This window comes from Halomonas sp. YLB-10, assembly GCF_003856855.1.
Classification (GTDB): domain Bacteria; phylum Pseudomonadota; class Gammaproteobacteria; order Pseudomonadales; family Halomonadaceae; genus Halomonas; species Halomonas litopenaei.
This window is the reverse complement of the sequence record NZ_RRCU01000002.1, coordinates 525,711-542,554: the sequence shown is the minus strand read 5'-3', so window position 1 is coordinate 542,554 and position 16,844 is coordinate 525,711. Positions and strand designations below refer to the sequence as shown.

The 16,844-nt window shown below is 63.7% G+C and carries 12 protein-coding genes; 7 read left to right on the top strand and 5 right to left on the bottom strand.

Translation table 11 applies throughout. The features are described 5' to 3' along the window. Positions 1-24: 24 nt before the first annotated feature. Complete coding sequence (guaA, locus tag EBB56_RS06260; protein ID WP_045991086.1) at positions 25-1,602, top strand: glutamine-hydrolyzing GMP synthase; 1,578 nt, start codon at positions 25-27, stop codon at positions 1,600-1,602. Between the two features lie 144 nt (positions 1,603-1,746). Here guaA and EBB56_RS06255 read toward each other — a convergent pair whose 3' ends face one another. Next, entirely contained in the window at positions 1,747-2,049 is a 303-nt protein-coding gene (locus EBB56_RS06255; RefSeq protein WP_045991267.1) for a hypothetical protein, read from the bottom strand. A gap of 268 nt (positions 2,050-2,317) precedes the next feature. Here EBB56_RS06255 and EBB56_RS06250 point away from each other — a divergent pair, with 268 nt between their 5' ends. Next, positions 2,318-4,039 (top strand): GGDEF domain-containing protein, encoded by a 1,722-nt coding sequence (locus EBB56_RS06250; RefSeq protein WP_124803388.1) that lies wholly within the window; start codon positions 2,318-2,320, stop codon positions 4,037-4,039. 148 nt (positions 4,040-4,187) lie between these two features. Beyond that, a complete protein-coding gene (locus tag EBB56_RS06245) occupies positions 4,188-4,979 on the top strand; it encodes an META domain-containing protein (protein WP_124803386.1) in 792 nt (263 codons plus the stop codon). 100 nt (positions 4,980-5,079) lie between these two features. Here EBB56_RS06245 and EBB56_RS06240 read toward each other — a convergent pair whose 3' ends face one another. Next, the gene (locus EBB56_RS06240) at positions 5,080-6,180 is read right to left on the bottom strand and encodes a GGDEF domain-containing protein (RefSeq protein WP_124803384.1); all 1,101 of its coding nucleotides are present in this window, start codon (positions 6,178-6,180) and stop codon (positions 5,080-5,082) included. Positions 6,181-6,371: 191 nt separating this feature from the next. Beyond that, on the bottom strand, positions 6,372-7,091 hold the full coding sequence (locus tag EBB56_RS06235; RefSeq protein WP_108132350.1) for a YebC/PmpR family DNA-binding transcriptional regulator: 720 nt from the start codon (positions 7,089-7,091) through the stop codon (positions 6,372-6,374). Positions 7,092-7,247: 156 nt separating this feature from the next. On the opposite strand from EBB56_RS06235, the gene EBB56_RS06230 reads away from it, so the two are divergent. The 4 genes from EBB56_RS06230 to EBB56_RS06215 all read left to right on the top strand — a co-directional run bounded on the left by EBB56_RS06230 (position 7,248) and on the right by EBB56_RS06215 (position 14,536). Then, positions 7,248-8,435 (top strand): Xaa-Pro peptidase family protein, encoded by a 1,188-nt coding sequence (locus tag EBB56_RS06230; RefSeq protein WP_124803382.1) that lies wholly within the window; start codon positions 7,248-7,250, stop codon positions 8,433-8,435. A gap of 69 nt (positions 8,436-8,504) precedes the next feature. Continuing rightward, the gene (locus tag EBB56_RS06225; RefSeq protein WP_124803380.1) at positions 8,505-10,343 is read left to right on the top strand and encodes an ABC transporter ATP-binding protein; all 1,839 of its coding nucleotides are present in this window, start codon (positions 8,505-8,507) and stop codon (positions 10,341-10,343) included. 181 nt (positions 10,344-10,524) lie between these two features. Next, positions 10,525-13,554 (top strand): EAL domain-containing protein, encoded by a 3,030-nt coding sequence (locus tag EBB56_RS06220; protein WP_124803378.1) that lies wholly within the window; start codon positions 10,525-10,527, stop codon positions 13,552-13,554. A gap of 43 nt (positions 13,555-13,597) precedes the next feature. Beyond that, positions 13,598-14,536, top strand: coding sequence for a CorA family divalent cation transporter (locus tag EBB56_RS06215; RefSeq protein WP_052704205.1), 939 nt, complete (start codon positions 13,598-13,600; stop codon positions 14,534-14,536). A 112-nt stretch (positions 14,537-14,648) separates the two neighbouring features. Here EBB56_RS06215 and EBB56_RS06210 read toward each other — a convergent pair whose 3' ends face one another. Beyond that, on the bottom strand, positions 14,649-15,890 hold the full coding sequence (locus EBB56_RS06210) for an MFS transporter (RefSeq protein WP_124803376.1): 1,242 nt from the start codon (positions 15,888-15,890) through the stop codon (positions 14,649-14,651). Beyond that, complete coding sequence (locus tag EBB56_RS06205; RefSeq protein ID WP_124803374.1) at positions 15,887-16,834, bottom strand: hydroxymethylglutaryl-CoA lyase; 948 nt, start codon at positions 16,832-16,834, stop codon at positions 15,887-15,889. The genes EBB56_RS06210 and EBB56_RS06205 overlap by 4 nt, the downstream gene beginning before the upstream one ends. Positions 16,835-16,844 lie beyond the last annotated feature (10 nt).

The following is a 16,844-nucleotide window of genomic DNA, read 5'->3' as shown; positions in this document are numbered from 1 at the left end:
CCACTGCCTGCAAGGTAAGTCCCCATGACCGATATCCACGCCCACAAGATCCTGATCCTCGACTTCGGCTCCCAGTACACCCAGCTGATCGCTCGCCGGGTTCGCGAGATCGGCGTCTACTCCGAGATTCGCGCTTTCGACATCACCGAGGAGGAGATCCGCGAGTATCGCCCCAACGGCATCATCCTGGCCGGTGGCCCGGAGTCGGTGACCGAGCTGGACTCGCCGCGAGCGCCGGCCTGCGTGTTCGAGATGGGGCTGCCGGTGTTCGGTATCTGCTACGGCATGCAGACCATGGCCGAGCAGCTGGGTGGCAAGGTCGAGGGCTCCAACAAGCGCGAGTTCGGCTACGCCCAGATCCGCCTGGACGCCGAGACGGCGCTGTTCAAGGACATCAAGGATCACGTCGATCCGGACAGCGGGCGCGGCCTTTTGGACGTGTGGATGAGCCACGGTGACAAGGTCGCCCAGGTGCCGGAAACCTTCACCGTCACCGCCTCCACCCCGAGCTGCCCGATCGCCGCCATGGCCTGGGAGGAAAAGCGCTTCTACGGCGTACAGTTCCACCCCGAGGTCACCCACACCCTGCAGGGTCAGCGCATCCTCGAGCACTTCGTGCTGGAGATCTGTGGCGCCGAGCGCAACTGGACGCCGGCCAAGATCATCGAGGACCAGATCGCCCGGGTGCGTGACCAGGTCGGTGACCGCCACGTGCTGCTGGGACTGTCAGGCGGGGTCGACTCCTCGGTTGTCGCGGCCCTGTTGCACAAGGCCATCGGCGATCAGCTGACCTGCGTGTTCGTCGACAACGGCCTGCTGCGCAAGAACGAAGGCGACCAGGTGATGGAGACCTTCGCTCAGCACATGGGCGTACGGGTGATCCGCGTCGACGCCGAAGAGCTGTTCCTCGGCAAGCTCGAAGGCGAGGCCGACCCCGAAGCCAAGCGCAAGATCATCGGCAACACCTTCATCGACGTCTTCGACAGCGAAGCGGCCAAGATCGAGGGTGTGGACTTCCTGGCCCAGGGCACCATCTACCCGGACGTGATCGAGTCGGCCGCCGCCAAGACCGGCAAGGCCCACGTGATCAAGTCCCACCACAACGTCGGTGGCCTGCCGGAGACGATGAAGCTCAAGCTGGTCGAGCCGCTGCGTGAGCTGTTCAAGGACGAGGTGCGCAAGCTCGGCCTGGAACTCGGCCTACCCTACGACATGGTCTACCGTCACCCCTTCCCGGGGCCGGGCCTGGGCGTGCGTATCCTCGGCGAGGTCAAGAAGGAGTACGCCGACATCCTGCGCGAGGCCGACGCCATCTTCATTGAAGAGCTGCACAACTCCGGCTGGTACCACAAGACCAGCCAGGCCTTCGCGGTGTTCCTGCCGGTCAAGTCCGTCGGTGTGGTCGGTGATGGCCGCCGCTACGAATGGGTCATCGCCCTGCGTGCCGTCGAGACCATCGACTTCATGACCGCCCGCTGGGCCCACCTGCCCTACGAACTGCTGGAGAAGGTCTCCAACCGCATCATCAACGAACTGTCCGGTGTCTCCCGCGTCACCTACGACGTCTCGTCCAAGCCGCCGGCGACGATCGAGTGGGAATGATCCCTTCTCCGACGACCTGACGGCGTCGGTGCAATGTTCGAAAACCACAACACCCGCCACTTGGCGGGTGTTGTGCGTTCAGGTGCAGACTATTGGCCCGGGCCTGGCGCACCATCAAGCCGCGCCGGTCGGGGACTCTGTCGTTCAATCGCTCTCGTACAGTTCTGCCTTGGCGTCACGCATGATGTCCTCGCAGGCGGCCTGCTGGGCCAGCTCGGTCATCAGGGTCTGGGAAAGGGCAAAGCCCTTGCCCAGGCAACGATCCACATCGTCCTTGGCGATGGAGGGCTGGACATCCACATCCAGAATCAGGGTGCGGCGGCCTCCTTCGAGACGGTCTGCCATCTGCCTGAGCTGCCAGGCCAGGCGATTCTTCCAGCTTGCGGTCTGCTCTGCGCCCTCGGTCACGTTGAGGGTACATTGCCACTGAGGTTTGTAGACCTTCATGTGAACCTCCTTGCTGGTGAAGTGAGCGATCTCCTGTTCTTTCATCACGTTCAGGTCCCAGCATACTCGCATATGACGTCCTTGCCACTCCCTCCCTCGGGGGCGCTACCTCAACCCTGTTGGGTCGTCTCGTGTAAGTGAGTCCTTGCTGGGGGATTTGGGCACTATCCTTCCTCTGGGTTGAAACTTCGCTGGCGGCACAGTGCCGCAGGAAAGGTATGCCGGAAGGAAGCGGCTACACTGAGTCTGGGCGACAAGGAGTGCTGCGATGCAGTGGGGCGGCGGAGGTGAGTCGGGCAGAGGCATGGGGCGGCTGTGGCTTTTGTTGACCGCGATGGTGGTGCTGCTGGCGTGGGAGCTGGCGGGGGAGGCCTCACGCCCACAGCCCAATGTGTCGCTGTGGGTACTCGACCACCAGGGGCAGCAACCACCGGAGAAAGGAGCGCTTTCTACGGTTACCGCAGAGTCTCTCGATGAGCAGGTCAGCCTAGGACTCAAGGCGCATCCGGTATGGCTGCGACTGAGGGTGGTGGGTGCACTCCCCGGGCAGCGCCTGGTGCTGTCCAATCCGCTGGTTCAGGGAGTCGAGCTGCTGGTCTGTGACGACTCGGGGTGTCGCCCCGTCGCGAGGGAGACGCATTTTGCCGATGATCCGGGGCTCGCTGCTGCCTTGCCCCAGTTCCGCTTGCCTGTGGCAACGAATGAACTGCTGTTGCGCGTCGAGACCGATCAGGCGATACGCTTCAATGTGCAGGTACTGGATGACGTCGATCTACACCGTTACTGGCGTGACTTGTTGCTGGGGCAGGGGCTCTATTTCGGCTTGATTGCGGGTCTGGTGATCTACAACAGCCTTCTGCTGTTCAGTCTTCGCGATACCAACTACCTCTGGTATCTGGGGTTCTTGAGTGGAGCGGGCGCTTACTTCTTGTGTCAGAACGGCTTGCTGCTGCTTTATTTGCCGCAGATGGGGGCACGCCTGAACGAGGCCTTGCTGCTGACGGCTCTGTCGGTGATCAGCATCTGCGGGTTGCAGTTCTGCCGGCGTTTTCTGCTGACGGCGCGCCAGGACCCGAGAGTGGACTCGTTGATGCGGTGGCTGTGCTGGCTCCTGGCGCTGGCCGCCGCCATCGCCTGGCTGCTGCCGAGCTTCTTGACCGTAGTGTTCTATTCGCTGCTGGGGGTGCTGACGCTAACGGCTTTTCTGCTGTCGTCGGTGCGTGGCTTGTGGCGTGGCTTTCGCCCCGCGCAATGGCTGTTGATGGCGTGGTCGGTGCTGGTGGTCGGCGTGGTCCTGTTGCTGCTGGTGACCTATGGGTTGTCCCCCCACAACTTCTGGACGCTGCACGGTTTCCAGATCGGTTCCGCGCTGGAGGCCATCCTCTTGTCGCTGGCCCTGGCCGATCGCATCAGTCTGTTGCAGCGCGAGCGAGAGACGCTGCTGGAGGAGAAGGCGCGGTTGCACGGCATGAGCTATCTCGATGGTCTTACTGGCGTGCATAATCGCCGCTATCTCGACGAAGCCTTGCCCGCTGCGGTGGCCCAGGCCGAGGTAAGCGGGCGACCACTGTCGTTGATCATGCTGGATATCGATAACTTCAAGCGATTCAACGATGGCTGGGGGCATGCCGAGGGCGATCGCGCGCTGCAGCATCTGGGCAAGGTGATCGAGGAGGTCGTGCGCGACATCGATCCTGTGTGTCGCTACGGGGGAGAAGAGTTCGTGATTCTGCTCAAGGAGCGCGACGAGCATCAGGCGCTGGATATCGCCGAACGCATTCGCAAGGGGCTGGCGACGACGCCATTGACGCTGCTTACCGGAGAGCAGGTGTTGTTGACCTGTACCCTGGGGGTGGCCAAGCGACTGGAGGGCGAGAGCGCCTCAGCCCTGTTGCGGCGGGCCGACCAGGCGCTGTATCGAGGCAAGTACGCCGGCCGCGATCGGGTGGTGCTGAATGCCTCCGGTGGCGTCGCCTCGACAACCTCATGAAGGTACCTTCTGAAGTCTGGCGTCTGGCCGGTTCCCTGATCTTCGACATGCGCAGGCGTGGAACCCTTGGCAGGATGGCGGTCCAAGATCAGTCACATGTTGCCACAGCCGTGTGCCAGCATCGTTTCTTCAACACCAAGGGGGCACCATGAAACCGACTCCAGGAACTCTACGCCAGTCGCGTCTGTGGGGGACGGCCTGGCTGTTGCTGCTGATGGCCGGTTGTACCGGGGCGCCGTCGAGTGGCACCGGGTCGAACGAGTCGTTCCAGGCAGAGGCGTCCAGCCTGGCGCCACTTCCTGCGAGCTTTCGTGGTGAACTGTCCTGTGATGACTGCAAGGCGGTACGTCTCGATCTGGCGCTCGATGATGGGGGGCGATATCTGCTCAAGGAGACGCATCTGGGACCCGGCGAGCAACCTCGCCGCCGCCACCGTGGTCAGTGGCAGTTGACGGATGGCGAACTGTCGCTGGGCGAGTCCGCCCCGGTGGCGGCGCAGCGGTGGCAAGTCGCGCAGGGTGGCGATCTTGTGTCGCAGGCGTCGCGTACGCCGGATGGCGAGGCTGCTCGCCTGGCGCGGCTGCCCGAACCGCTGCGCGAACCACTGGAAGAGCGCTACTGGAAGCTGGTGCAAGTCGACGGAGAAGTCGCTGTCGACGGTTCTGCGCATATCGTGCTGCACTCCCAGGAGGGACGCCTGGCCGGATCCGGAGGGTGCAACCGCCTGATGGGAAGTTACCAGCGGGAGGGGGATGCGCTGTCGCTGGCCCCGCTGGCCGCTACCAGGAAGGCCTGCCAGGGGCCTGTCATGGCCCAGGAGCGCGCGCTGGTCGAGGCACTGGGGGCCACCAGAGCGTTTCGTCTGCTGGCCGATGAACTTGAACTGCTCGATGAAAACGACAAGGTGCTGGCGCGATTCGAGGTGGTGGACCTGACCTGAGTCCTGCCTGAAGGCAGGCTTTGACGGGCGGCATATGATTGGCGTGGGAGCGATGACCGAGCGCTGTCCGAGTGGTCGCTTGGCGCTTGGCGCTTGCCGGCTAGAGCGGCGGTGGGACCTGCTCCCCGGTCTGATCGCTGATGATTCTGTCCCGACCTTCGGCCTTGGCTCGGTAAAGCAGGTGATCGGCGCGATTGATCAGCAGATCATAGTGCATGCCGGGCGTATGGCTGGTCACGCCGACGCTGACGGTCAAGGAAATGACGTCGCCGTTGTGCATGATGGGAAGGCTGTGAAGGCGCTCCTGGAAACCTTCGAGCACCGGAAGGATCTCGTTCAAGTCGGCGCCGGGGAAGATCAGCAGGAATTCTTCGCCGCCCCAGCGACAGAGTACATCCGAGCGGCGAAAGTGGCGCACCAGCAGATCGGAAATCTGGATCAGGCACTGGTCGCCGACCTTGTGCCCATGCTTGTCGTTGATCAGCTTGAAATGATCGATATCGATCAGCGCGAGGCTGTAGGGCGTGTTGGTGCCATCCTGTCTGTCGCCTGATAACTGGCGCAGGTATTCGCCGGCAAAACGACGGTTGTGCAGGCCGGTGAGGGCATCACGGGTCGCCATGCTGGTCAGCGTTTCTTCCTGGGTCTCGTAGACGTGGCGGGCCAGCATGGCGAAGCCGACCATGGTGAACAGCGCACAGGAGAGGTTCAGGGTCGCCAGCATCAGCGGGAAGCCGGGGCCGCTTTCCAGCGGAAACATCTGGGACAGCGGGAACTCCAGGAACAGGAAGATCAGCATCCCCATCAGGCCGAGCACCAGCGCGACCCACTTGACCGAGTGGGTGACGGCCGCCCAGCAGGACAGTGTCAGCAGGTAGAAGTGAAAGCCGGCGGAGGTACCCAGGATCACGGTGGCGATGATGGCGTGGCAGTAAGCCTCGGTGGTGATCAGGTAGACCGCGCGGTCCTGCTCGCCATGTTGATTGGCGAGATAGGCGCCAAGCCACATGGCCACGCTGATCACGTTGATCAGTGCCAGCAGCGAGTGATCGAGCACCCAGAACAGTGGAATGAAGAGGAAGTGCACCGCCGCACCCATCAGACTGGCCCAGCGGGTGAGCAGGTGCTTGCGAAGATTGCGGTGTCGAATGTTGTCCGGGCGTTGTGCGGCAGCCTGGGTCAGGGTCGAAAATGGGGCCATGCACGGAAACTCGCTCTCGGTGGAAGTAGTCGTCGAAGCGTTCCAACGAACGGTAGAGTCCTCGCAGTTCTATCGAATCCCATGCCCGGAAGCAGTGTCAGGGCAGGGCTCATGCCTGGGTACGAGCCCCTGCCGGGCACTGCGATGCTACTTAACTGTAGCAGTTTCGTCAGTCGAAAGGCGTCGATGCGCTAGGGTAATTCAGCGCTGTGGTAAACGTTCTGGACGTCATCGAGGTCGTTGAGCATGTCGAGCAGCTTTTCGAACATGGCCAGGTCATCCCCCTCCACCGGCGTGGTGGCCTGGGGCAGGAACTGGATCTCGTCGATCTCGAACTCCTCGGCGCCGAGGGATTCGCGCAGCGCCTGACGCGCCTTGGCGTAGTCGGTCGGCGGAGCAAACACGGTGATCAGGCCGTTCTCGTTCTCGATGTCGGTGACATCCACGTCGGCTTCCATCAAGGCTTCCAGCGCGGCTTCTTCATCCTCGCCGGTGTAGGCGAGGATCGCCAGATGGTCGAACATGTGGCTGACGCTGCCCGGTGTGCCGATCTTGCTCTTGGTCTTGGTGAAGCAGGCACGAACGTCGCCGAAGGTCCGGTTGGGGTTGTCGGTCAGACATTCGACGATCACCATGGCGTTGCCGGGACCGAAGCCCTCATAGCGTGCCAGCGAGTAGTCCTCGCCGCCGACGCCCGACGCCTTCTCCAGCGCCCGATCGATGACATGACCCGGTACCTGGTCCTTCTTGGCGCGGTCGAGAAGGCTGCGCAGCGACAGATTGGCGTTCGGATCGACGCCTCCGGACTTGGCGCAGACGTAGATCTCGCGTCCGTACTTGCTGTAGACCTTGGTCTTGGCGGCGGCCGTCTTGGCCATGGATTCCTTGCGGTTCTGGAAGGCCCTGCCCATTGCGTATTCCTGTGGCGTGTCTACACGAGTCTGGAATTCTACGAGAGTCCGCCCCTCGGCGAGAAGTCTTATTTCCCCTCGGCTTGCCCGGGATCGCCTGGAAGACGAACCGGCTTGACTGTCTACACTGTGGTGAATCGATCAAGGAGACGGCCAATGGATCACCATCAGTACCGCCAGGCCCTGGCGGTAGAGCACGCCGGAAGCGAACTGCCGTTTGCCGCCGAGGAGTTCGAACGCCGGCTGGCACGCGCTCGCGATGCCATGCAGCGACAGGGGCTGGACGCCCTGCTGCTGTGCCAGGCGGCGGACATCTTCTATCTGTGTGGCTATCACACCTTCGAAGTCTCCGTGCACGCGGCCCTGGTGGTCACCCCTTCGCGCACGCTGCTGCAGGTGGCGTCCATCGAGACCGGGCCCGCCGTGGTAACGGCGAGGGTCGATGAAGTGGTCGGCTATCGCTGGGAAGCCCTCGATGAGGTGATCGATCCGTTGGCTGACGCCTTGGCGGACAGTCACGACATCGGCATCGATGGCAGCAGTAGCGGTCTACGGTTTGGCCTGATGCGTCATCTGCAGGGGCGACTCGGTGGCGATCGCTTTCATGATCGTGCCGGTGGCCTGATGGCGAGCCTGAGACTGGTCAAGAGCGACGCCGAACTCGATTGCCTGACGCGCAGCGCCAAGATGACATCGCTAGGGCTTGCGCGTGCCATCGAGGTGGTCGAGCCCGGTGTTACCGACAACCAGGTGGCCGCCGTCGGTGCCCAGGTGATGCTCGAGGCCGGCAGTGAATTTTTCAGCCTGGCCCCGATCGTCACCAGCGGGTCGCGCAGTGGCATCATCCACGTCAACCACAAGCGCCGGGGCATCGCTTCGGGCGATGCGGTGTTCCTCGAGTTTGGTGCCGTCTGGCAGCGCTACACTGCGCCGACCATGCGCACGGTGGTGGTCGGGCCGATCAGCGACGAGATGCGCCTCGCCGCCGACCTGTGTGTCGAGATGGAGGCCCGCATGTGCGAGGCCATGACGCCGGGCACACCTTTCGAAGACGTCGCCCGGCTCGCCGATGCTATCCTGGCGCCACACCGCGAACGCTTCTTCCATTCGGGGGTTTACGGCTACGCGGTCGGTGCCCAGTTTCCGCCGAGCTGGGTGGAAGGCACTGGTTTTCTCGCCGCCGGGCAGACCACACCGCTTGCCCGCAACATGGTCTTCCACCTGCCGCTGTGTCTGCGCTTGCCGGGAGGTTTCGGCATCGGTCTAAGCAATACGGTGAGGGTCACCGATCGAGGCGCGATGCGCCTGACCGACCACGACATGGCACTGGTGCACCGACCCTGACAGGACACGCCGCATGAACGGCACAAGGGTATGATGAGCGGCTGACGTCATGCGATACGAGAGCGGAACATGCTGCGTTTTTTCGAGAGGCTGGTGGATCCCTATCCCGATCAGCCCGAGTCGGTACCCGCGGACCGGTTGTGGCCCTTCGTGCTGCACTATTCGCGTCCCTTCACCGGGCTGTTGGCGGCCATGGCGGTGGTCACGGCGCTGGTCTCCATCGCCGAGGTGGTGTTCTTCACCGCCATGGGCGAACTGGTGGACTGGCTGGCCGAAGCCGACCGTGAGGGCTTCGTCGACACCCACCTGACCAGTTTGATCGGCCTGGGAGCGGCGGTGCTGGCAGGACTGCCACTTCTGGTGTTTTTGCTGTCGTTGATCACCCACCAGGGAATCTTCGGCAACTACCCCATGCTCGGGCGCTGGCTCTCCCATCGGCTGATGCTCGAGCAGAGCCTGTCGTTCTTTCATGACGAGTTTGCGGGGCGCGTCTCGCAGAAGGTGATGCAGACCGCGCTGGCCATGCGCGAGACCGTCACCAAGGTGCTCGACATGCTGGTCTATGTGCTGGTGTATTTCACCGGCGCGCTGGTGGTGCTGGGGGCCGCCGAGCCCTGGTTGATGGCTCCTCTGGTGCTATGGCTTGCGGGCTACCTGGCATTGATGAGGGTTTTTATCCCCCGGCTGCGCCGAGTGTCCATGGCCCAGGCGGACGCGCGGGCGGAGATGACCGGGCGGGTCGTGGACAGTTACAGCAATATCCAGACGATCAAGCTGTTTGCCGATGCCGGGGCGGAGCGGGCCTACGCCCGGGAAGCCATGGATGGTTTCATGGGAACGGTACATCGGCAGATGCGCCTGGCCACCTGGCTATCGGTGTCGTTGGCGACCCTCAATACCCTGCTGCTGGTGGGTATGGCGGGACTGGTCGTACTGGCCTGGTATCACCGCTGGGTGTCCCTTGGTGAAACGGCGGTGGCGATCGGTCTGGTCATGCGGGTGCGCTCCATGTCCGACTGGATCCTGTGGGAAGTCGCTGGCCTGTTCGAGAATGTCGGCACCGTTCAGGACGGTATCAACACCCTGTCGCGTATCCCCGAAGTGCAGGATCGACCAGCGGCCCCTGCGCTGCGGGTCCAGCACGGCGAGATTCGTTTCGAGGACGTGGTCTTTGGCTACGCCCGGGGAAGCCAGGCGGGCCCCAGGGTGTTCGACGGTTTCGATCTGAACATTTCCCCGGGCGAAAAGGTGGGCATCATCGGCCGCTCCGGCGCCGGCAAGTCGACCCTGGCGTCGCTGCTGATGCGCTTTCATGACCTGCAGGCCGGGCAGATAACGATCGATGGTCAGAATATCGCCGAGGTCACCCAGGCATCGCTGCGTCGACAGATCGGTATGGTGACCCAGGATACGTCCCTGCTGCATCGATCGCTGCGCGAGAATCTGACCTACGGCTGCCGAGACTGCAGCGAAGAAAGGTTGTGGCAGGCGGTGCGCCAGGCGCATGTTCACGAGTTTATCGAGGATCTGGTCGACCCTCATGGGCGTCGGGGCCTGGATGCCCAGGTGGGAGAGCGCGGCGTGACCCTGTCCGGGGGGCAGCGCCAGCGGATCGCCATCGCTCGGGTGTTGCTCAAGGATGCGCCGATCCTGGTGCTCGACGAGGCCACCTCGGCGCTGGACTCCGAGGTGGAAGCGGCAATTCAGCAGCATCTCTATACCCTGATGGAGGGCAAGACCGTCATCGCCATTGCCCATCGTCTGTCGACCATCGCCATGCTCGATCGACTGGTAATCATCGACAAGGGGCGCATCGTCGAGATGGGGGAGCACGAATCTTTGCTGGCCCGGGATGGCCTCTATGCTTCCCTGTGGCGCCGTCAGGTCGGAGGTTTTCTGGGGGAATGATGGACCATGGTCAGCATGGTGTGATCAAGAAACTAGGCGGTTTAATGCGCGAGTGGTGCGCAAGTACTGCGCAAGTAGTGCAGGGTTGGCTATGATCACTCGTCCATGCCCAAGACAGTCGACGGAATCTGGATGCGCACCTTCCACATGAATGCTCTAGAGGCGAAACGACGACGTGTCCGTGTCAGTTGATCCATCCCCCTTTGTGACGAATGCGTCCGACTCGGGGCGTCGTCGTGCCATTGCGCTCTATGTGACCGCCTTGATGCTGCTGGTCGCCAGCATCGTGTGGACCCTCAGGGGCCAGTATCTGGCCGAGGTGGAGCGTGTGGAGCAACGTCTCGACGCGCGAGCGGAGGTGGTCGAGGCGCTGGTGGCCGAGCCTTTTGATGTCGCGACTCACGCGCTTGCCGGGCTACTGGCTCTCGATGAAATGATCAATCCTGCCGGCAATGGACCGCCGATGGCACCCTTGCTCAGGGAGCGAACCAGGTCCCTTCCCCTGGTAGAAGACCTGGCGATCCTCTCGGACCCGACAAGCGCAGAAGCTCGCTTTTTCGAGGGTTGGTTACCCCAGGATGCGTTTCTTCGACAGTTGGCCGGATTGAGGAGGGGAGAGACCCTGGTTTCGTCTCTGCACTATTCGCCGTCTGCCGGCGAATATCGCATGACTCTGGTGCAACGGAGCACGGCAGAGACCACTCAGATGCATGTTGCCATGGCATCGATCGACCCCGGGCCCTTGGCGGAAGCGATCAAGGGGTTCGGCCTGATGCAGGGAGAAAGCATCGCCCTGGTCGACAGCGAGGCACGGCTGGTGGTCCGCGTGCCTGCGGCTGGGCTGGCGCCGGGAGAATTGGTGTCGCAGGCGGGAAGTCGATCGCTGACCGCGGACGCGCCGGATACGCTTCACTTTCGTCAGCAATCCCCGCTGGATGGTCAGGAGCGGTTGTTCGTGGCGAGGCGAGTGGCCGAACTGCCTCTGTGGCTGGTGCTGGGCTACAGTCACGAGGCGTTGCTGTCGGGCTGGAGCCAGCGCCTGTGGCCACTGGTAGTGCTGGGGGCGTTGCTGGCCCTGCTCGGATTATGGTTGCTGCGTCACGTGCTGGCGCAGGGGCGTGCCCAGCTGGCGTTGCAGGGGGAGGTGGTCGAACGGCAGCGCGCCGAACAGGCCGCCCACCGCCGTGAAGCTCGCTTGAAGGCGTTGATCGGTTCCATGCAGGACCTGGTACTGGTGCTGGATCGCGGTGGCCACTTCTCCTTTGTCCATGCCGGAGACGAAGCCTTGCTGCTGGCACCGCCGGAGGTCCTGGTCGGCAGCCACTACCGCGCCTTTCTGCCGCCGGACATCGCCAGACGTCTGGACGAGGCGCTGGCCGAGGTGGCGGCCAGCGGTGAAGTACGTCGGCTAGACTATTCTCTGAGCGTAGGTGGTGGCCCCCGTGACTTCAGTGCATTGATCAGTCCGCTGCTCAGCGGTGACGGGGAGCATGACGGTGTCCTGCTGGTAGTGCGTGACGTCACCCTGGAGCGGTTGCATCAGGCCAAGATGAGCATCGCCGCGGTAGCCTTCGAGACCCACCTGGGCATGATGATCACCGATGTCGATGGCCGCATTCTCAAGGTCAATCGGACCTTTACCGACATCACCGGCTATCGCGAAGACGAGGTCCAGGGGAGTCGCCCAGACATCCTGCGCTCGGGGCGACATGACGAACACTTCTATCGACAGCTATGGCAGCGGATCGGTGATACCGGTGCCTGGCAGGGCGAGATCTGGAATCGTCGCAAGAGCGGAGACATCTATCCTCAATGGCTGACCATCAGCGCGGTGCGTGACGAGCGGGGGCAGCTGCGCAACTACGTGGCGACGCTCAGCGACATCACCGAGCGCAAGGCGGCGGAGGAAGAAATTCATCAGCTTGCCTTCTTCGACCCGCTGACGGGGCTGGCCAATCGACGCCTGCTGCTCGATCGACTCGGCGAAAAACTGGAACGTTGTCAACGGGATGGCTGCTACGGCGCGCTGTTGCTCATTGATTTCGATAACTTCAAGCAGGTCAACGACATCCTCGGCCACCACGGAGGTGATGAGCTGCTCAGAGAAGCCGCCCGTCGCTTCGAGTCGGTATTGCGAGAAGAGGATACCTTGGCACGCCTCAGCGCCGATGAGTTCGTGGTGGTCCTCGAAGGCGTGGGCGTGGAACTCGAGACCGCGGTGCGCGTGGCCGATACCGTTGCTCGCAAGCTGCTGAACACGCTGGATATGCCGGTCTGGATCGAAGGACGTCCGGTGTCGCCGAATGCGCGCGTCGGTATCAGTCCGTTTCGCGACGAGGTCTCTCGCGAACGGTTGTTGCAGCAGGCCGACATGGCCTTGTTCCAGGCCAAGAGTCAGACCGCCAGCGACGTCTGCTTCTTCGACCCGGGGATGCAGCGACGGATGCAGCAGCGTGCTCAGCTATACGAAGACCTGCTTGGCGCGCTGGCACGCTCTGAGCTGTATCTGGTCTACCAGAAGCAGGTCGATCAGCTTGATTGTGTCACCGGGGTCGAGGCGCTGATCCGCTGGCGACACCCCGACAGGGGCCTCGTTCCGCCGTCCGAGTTCATTCCGCTGGCCGAGGAGCGCCCTCTGATCCACGAACTCGGTCTCTGGGTCATCGAGCAGGCCTGCCTGACGCTGGTGGATTGGGTGCAGCAGGGTGATGACACCACCAGGACCGTGTCGGTCAACGTCAGTCCCAGGCAGTTTCAGGATCCCGGCTTCGTTGCCCGGGTCAGTGATATCCTCGCGCGCACCGGGGCGCCGGCCCGGCGTCTCAAGCTTGAGGTAACCGAGTCGCTGTTCGTGGCGGATCGCGACGGGGTCGAACGCACCATGACGCGGCTCAAGGCACTGGGCGTGACCTTCGCGCTGGACGACTTCGGCACCGGCTACTCGTCGCTGGCCTATCTGAAGCGTCTGCCGCTGGACGAGCTGAAGATCGACCAGTCCTTCGTTCGCGACGTGCTCGACAACGCCACCAGCTCCGCCATCGTGGCAAGCACCATTGCTCTGGCGCGCAGCCTGGGGCTTGATGTGATTGCCGAGGGAGTGGAGTCAGCGGAGCAGCGGGACTGGCTTCATCGACACGGTTGCCACCGTTACCAGGGCTTTCTGTACGGACAGCCGGCGCCGCTGTCCGAGCTTGATTTCTCGACCTTGTAAGCGGCGGGCGCGGCCCGCCAGACGAACACCTGATGGAGCCTGCATGACCGCGCCTTTTTTCATCGACGCCTGGTCGTTTGGCCAGGAAGTCCGCCAGTTGCCCGAGCCAGCGCCTGGCCCGCTTCAGGCAGGCGCCTGGTACCACTTTCAGCGGGATGCCGAAGCCACCTGCGAGCGCCTCGAGCTGGCAGGAATCCCCGAATCCGCCATCGACGGCGTGCTGGCCGAGGACACCCGGCCGCGCTTCGAGACCCTGGGCGACGGCAACTTCCTGTTGATTCTGCGTGGGGTCAACCTCAACCAGGGCGAGCAGCCCGACGACATGCTCAGTATCCGCATCCTCTATTACGATGGGGTGCTGATTTCCACCCGCAAGCTGCCTTCCCGGGCCATCGCCGACATACGCCGTGAGCTCGAGCAGGGCAAGGGGCCTGACGATCTGGGAGCAGTGGTGGTGGATATCATCGAAAAGCTCCACGAGCGCATCGAGGATTTCGTCGAGCCCTTCGACGCCACCATCGCCGCCCAGGAAGAAGAGCCTGAGGCCGACAACACCGTCCTGATGTCGCTGAACAAGCGGTTGATCAAGCTGCGTCGCTTCCTCAAGCCCCAGCGCTACGCCATTGAAGCGATGATCGACAGCCTGCCACCGCTGCTTGCCGATGATCGATTCGATCTGGCCAATGCCCGCGACACCATCCAGCGAATCAACGAGTCGGTGGACTTCTATCTTGAGCATGTAGGCATGGTTCAGCAGTACCAGACCCATCAGCACACCGAAAAGGTCAACCGCAACACCTACCTGCTGTCGATCATCTCCGGCATCTTCCTGCCGATCAGCTTTCTGACCGGCCTGCTGGGCGTGAATATCGGCGGCATGCCTGGCGTCGACAATCCCATGTCCTTCGCCCTGTTCTGCACCTTCATGGTGGTGCTGGTGGCGGTGGAGCTGGTGGTGCTCAAGCGCTGGCGTTTTATCTAGGCCCCGTCAGCCACTTGAGCCAGCCTCTTGAGCCAGCCGCTTGAGCCTGCCGCTTGAACCAGCCGCTTCAGCGACCTTTGGCCGCCGAACGCTGGTCACACCGCGTCGACGGTTAGCCGGGAGCGGCGATGGCCCGTCGCGCCTTCAGCAGAAAGCCAAGGCCCACCAGGGCAAGTCCCGCCAACAGCCCGAACAGGGCGGTATAGCTGCCGAACAGCCCATGTAGCGCACCCAGCAGGGGTAGCCCGACAAGCACACCGCTGTAGGTCAGCACCAGGCAACCGCCGGCGGCGTCGGCCACCCGTTCGGCGGGGGCCAGACGGGTGATCTCGGCCATGAACACGCCGTTCCAGCCAAGCGCCGACAGGCTCATGAGGCACAGCACCGCGACCATTGCCCAGCGCGGCCAGTCGGCGTCCATGGTGGCGATGGCCAGGCCGCTACCGGCGCTCAGGCAGGCCAGCCCCATCAGGGTGATCAGGCGATCGTCGAGGATATCGCCGACAAGGCCCCACAGCACTCGGCCGATGATGCCGAAGACCTGGACCGCGGACATGGTGGCGCCGGCGACGACCAGGCCGACGCCCAGATCCTCGACCAGCAGCGCCACGGTGAAGGCCGAGACCGATAGCTGGATGGCTGAAAAGCAGAGACTCAAGAGGGCCAGGTAGCGCAGCGCCGGGCGCTGCCAGACGACCTGGAGACCGGCCAGGGGCGTGGTCAGCCAAGGAGTGCGAGGGTCGCGCTCGCGGTCCCAGTGATGGCGCTGCAACTGCAATAGCAGAATACCGATGACGGCGACCAGGAACAGGCAGCCCAGAGCCGCCTGCCAGCCGATGGCCAGCGCCAGGGCGGGGGCGACAAGGCCCGCCAGCACGCCACCGAAGGGCACCCCGGTCTGCTTGAGCGAGAACACCAGGCCCTGGCGGTGACGCGGAGTCACCCGAAACAGCAAAAGCGACGCAGAGGGGTTGGTCAGGCCATAGCCGAGCCCGGCGATCAGCGAGGCCAGGGCGAAGGTGGCCAGCGACGGCAGGGTCAGCAGCGCCGCGCCGCCGCCAAGCAGCCCCAGCGCCAGCTGGCTGACGCGACAGGGGCCATAGCGTCGGGTCAGCGGCCCACCGACCAGCGAGGTCAGCATGGCGCCACCGAAGATCAGGCTGACCTGGATACCCACGGTGGCGGTGGAAACTCCCAGCGAGTCCGCCAGGGTCGGCGCGATCGCCGAGGGAAACAGCGCCACCAGCGACGAGAAGGCCAGCACCAGGGTCGTTGCCAGCAGGGCGATACCGACCTGGGGAGGCGGAGAGGGTGGTGAAGAGGGAGCTGTAGAGGGCGCCGTCTGCTGGTTCATGCCCCCGCGTCTGCCCCGGCCAGGCCCTCACGTGGAACCCGGCGCAGGTGGCTTTCGGTCTTGCCGCCGGGCAGTGCCGCGATCAAGTCGGCCGCGTGCAGCAGCGCGCCAAGATCGATGTCACCTGCCATCCCGCCCCCCTGCAGGGCGTAGACCAGGTCTTCACTGGCGGTGTTGCCGGTGGCCCCCGGAGCGAAGGGACAACCGCCGAGTCCTGCGCAGGCGGCGTCGAGTGCGGTGGCACCGTGGCGGGCCGCGAACAGGGCGTTGGCCACGCCCATGCCGAAGGTGTCGTGGCCGTGGAACGCCCAGGACAGGGCGGGGGATCGGTGGCGCTCGGTCAGCTCGGTGAAGTGGTCCGCCACCTGGAAGGGTGTGGCGCGACCGGTGGTGTCGCACAGGGCGACTTCCACCGGCAACTCGCCGGTGATGGCGAGCGCCTTAGTGAGCACCTCATCGACCCGGCGCCAGTCGACCCTGCCGTCGAAGGGGCAGTCGAAGCTGGTGCCAAGGTCCAGGCGCAGGGCGGTGTTGCCCTTGGCGCGCACCGCCTCGACCACACGGGCGAAGGCCGCCAACGATTCATCCACCGACTGGCGCACATTGTTGCGGTTGTGCGCCTCGGACACCGAGACCACGTAGACCAGCTCGCTCACATCGTGTTCAAGCGCAAGCTCGGCTCCCTTGAGGTTGGGAACAAGCGCGGAGAATCTCACATCGCGGCGATGGGCGAAGGCGCGGATCAGCTCGCCGGTGTCCGCCATCTGCGGAATCGCCCGGGGGCTGACGAAGGAGCCGATCTCCATGCGTCGGATGCCGGCGTCGAGCAGCGCCTGGATGACCTCGATCTTGCGCTCTGTCGGCAGCGGATCGGCGATCGACTGGAAGCCGTCGCGCGGGGCGACCTCGACCAGTTCGATCGGGGCGGGTGACGTGGTGGTCATGCGGGAGTCT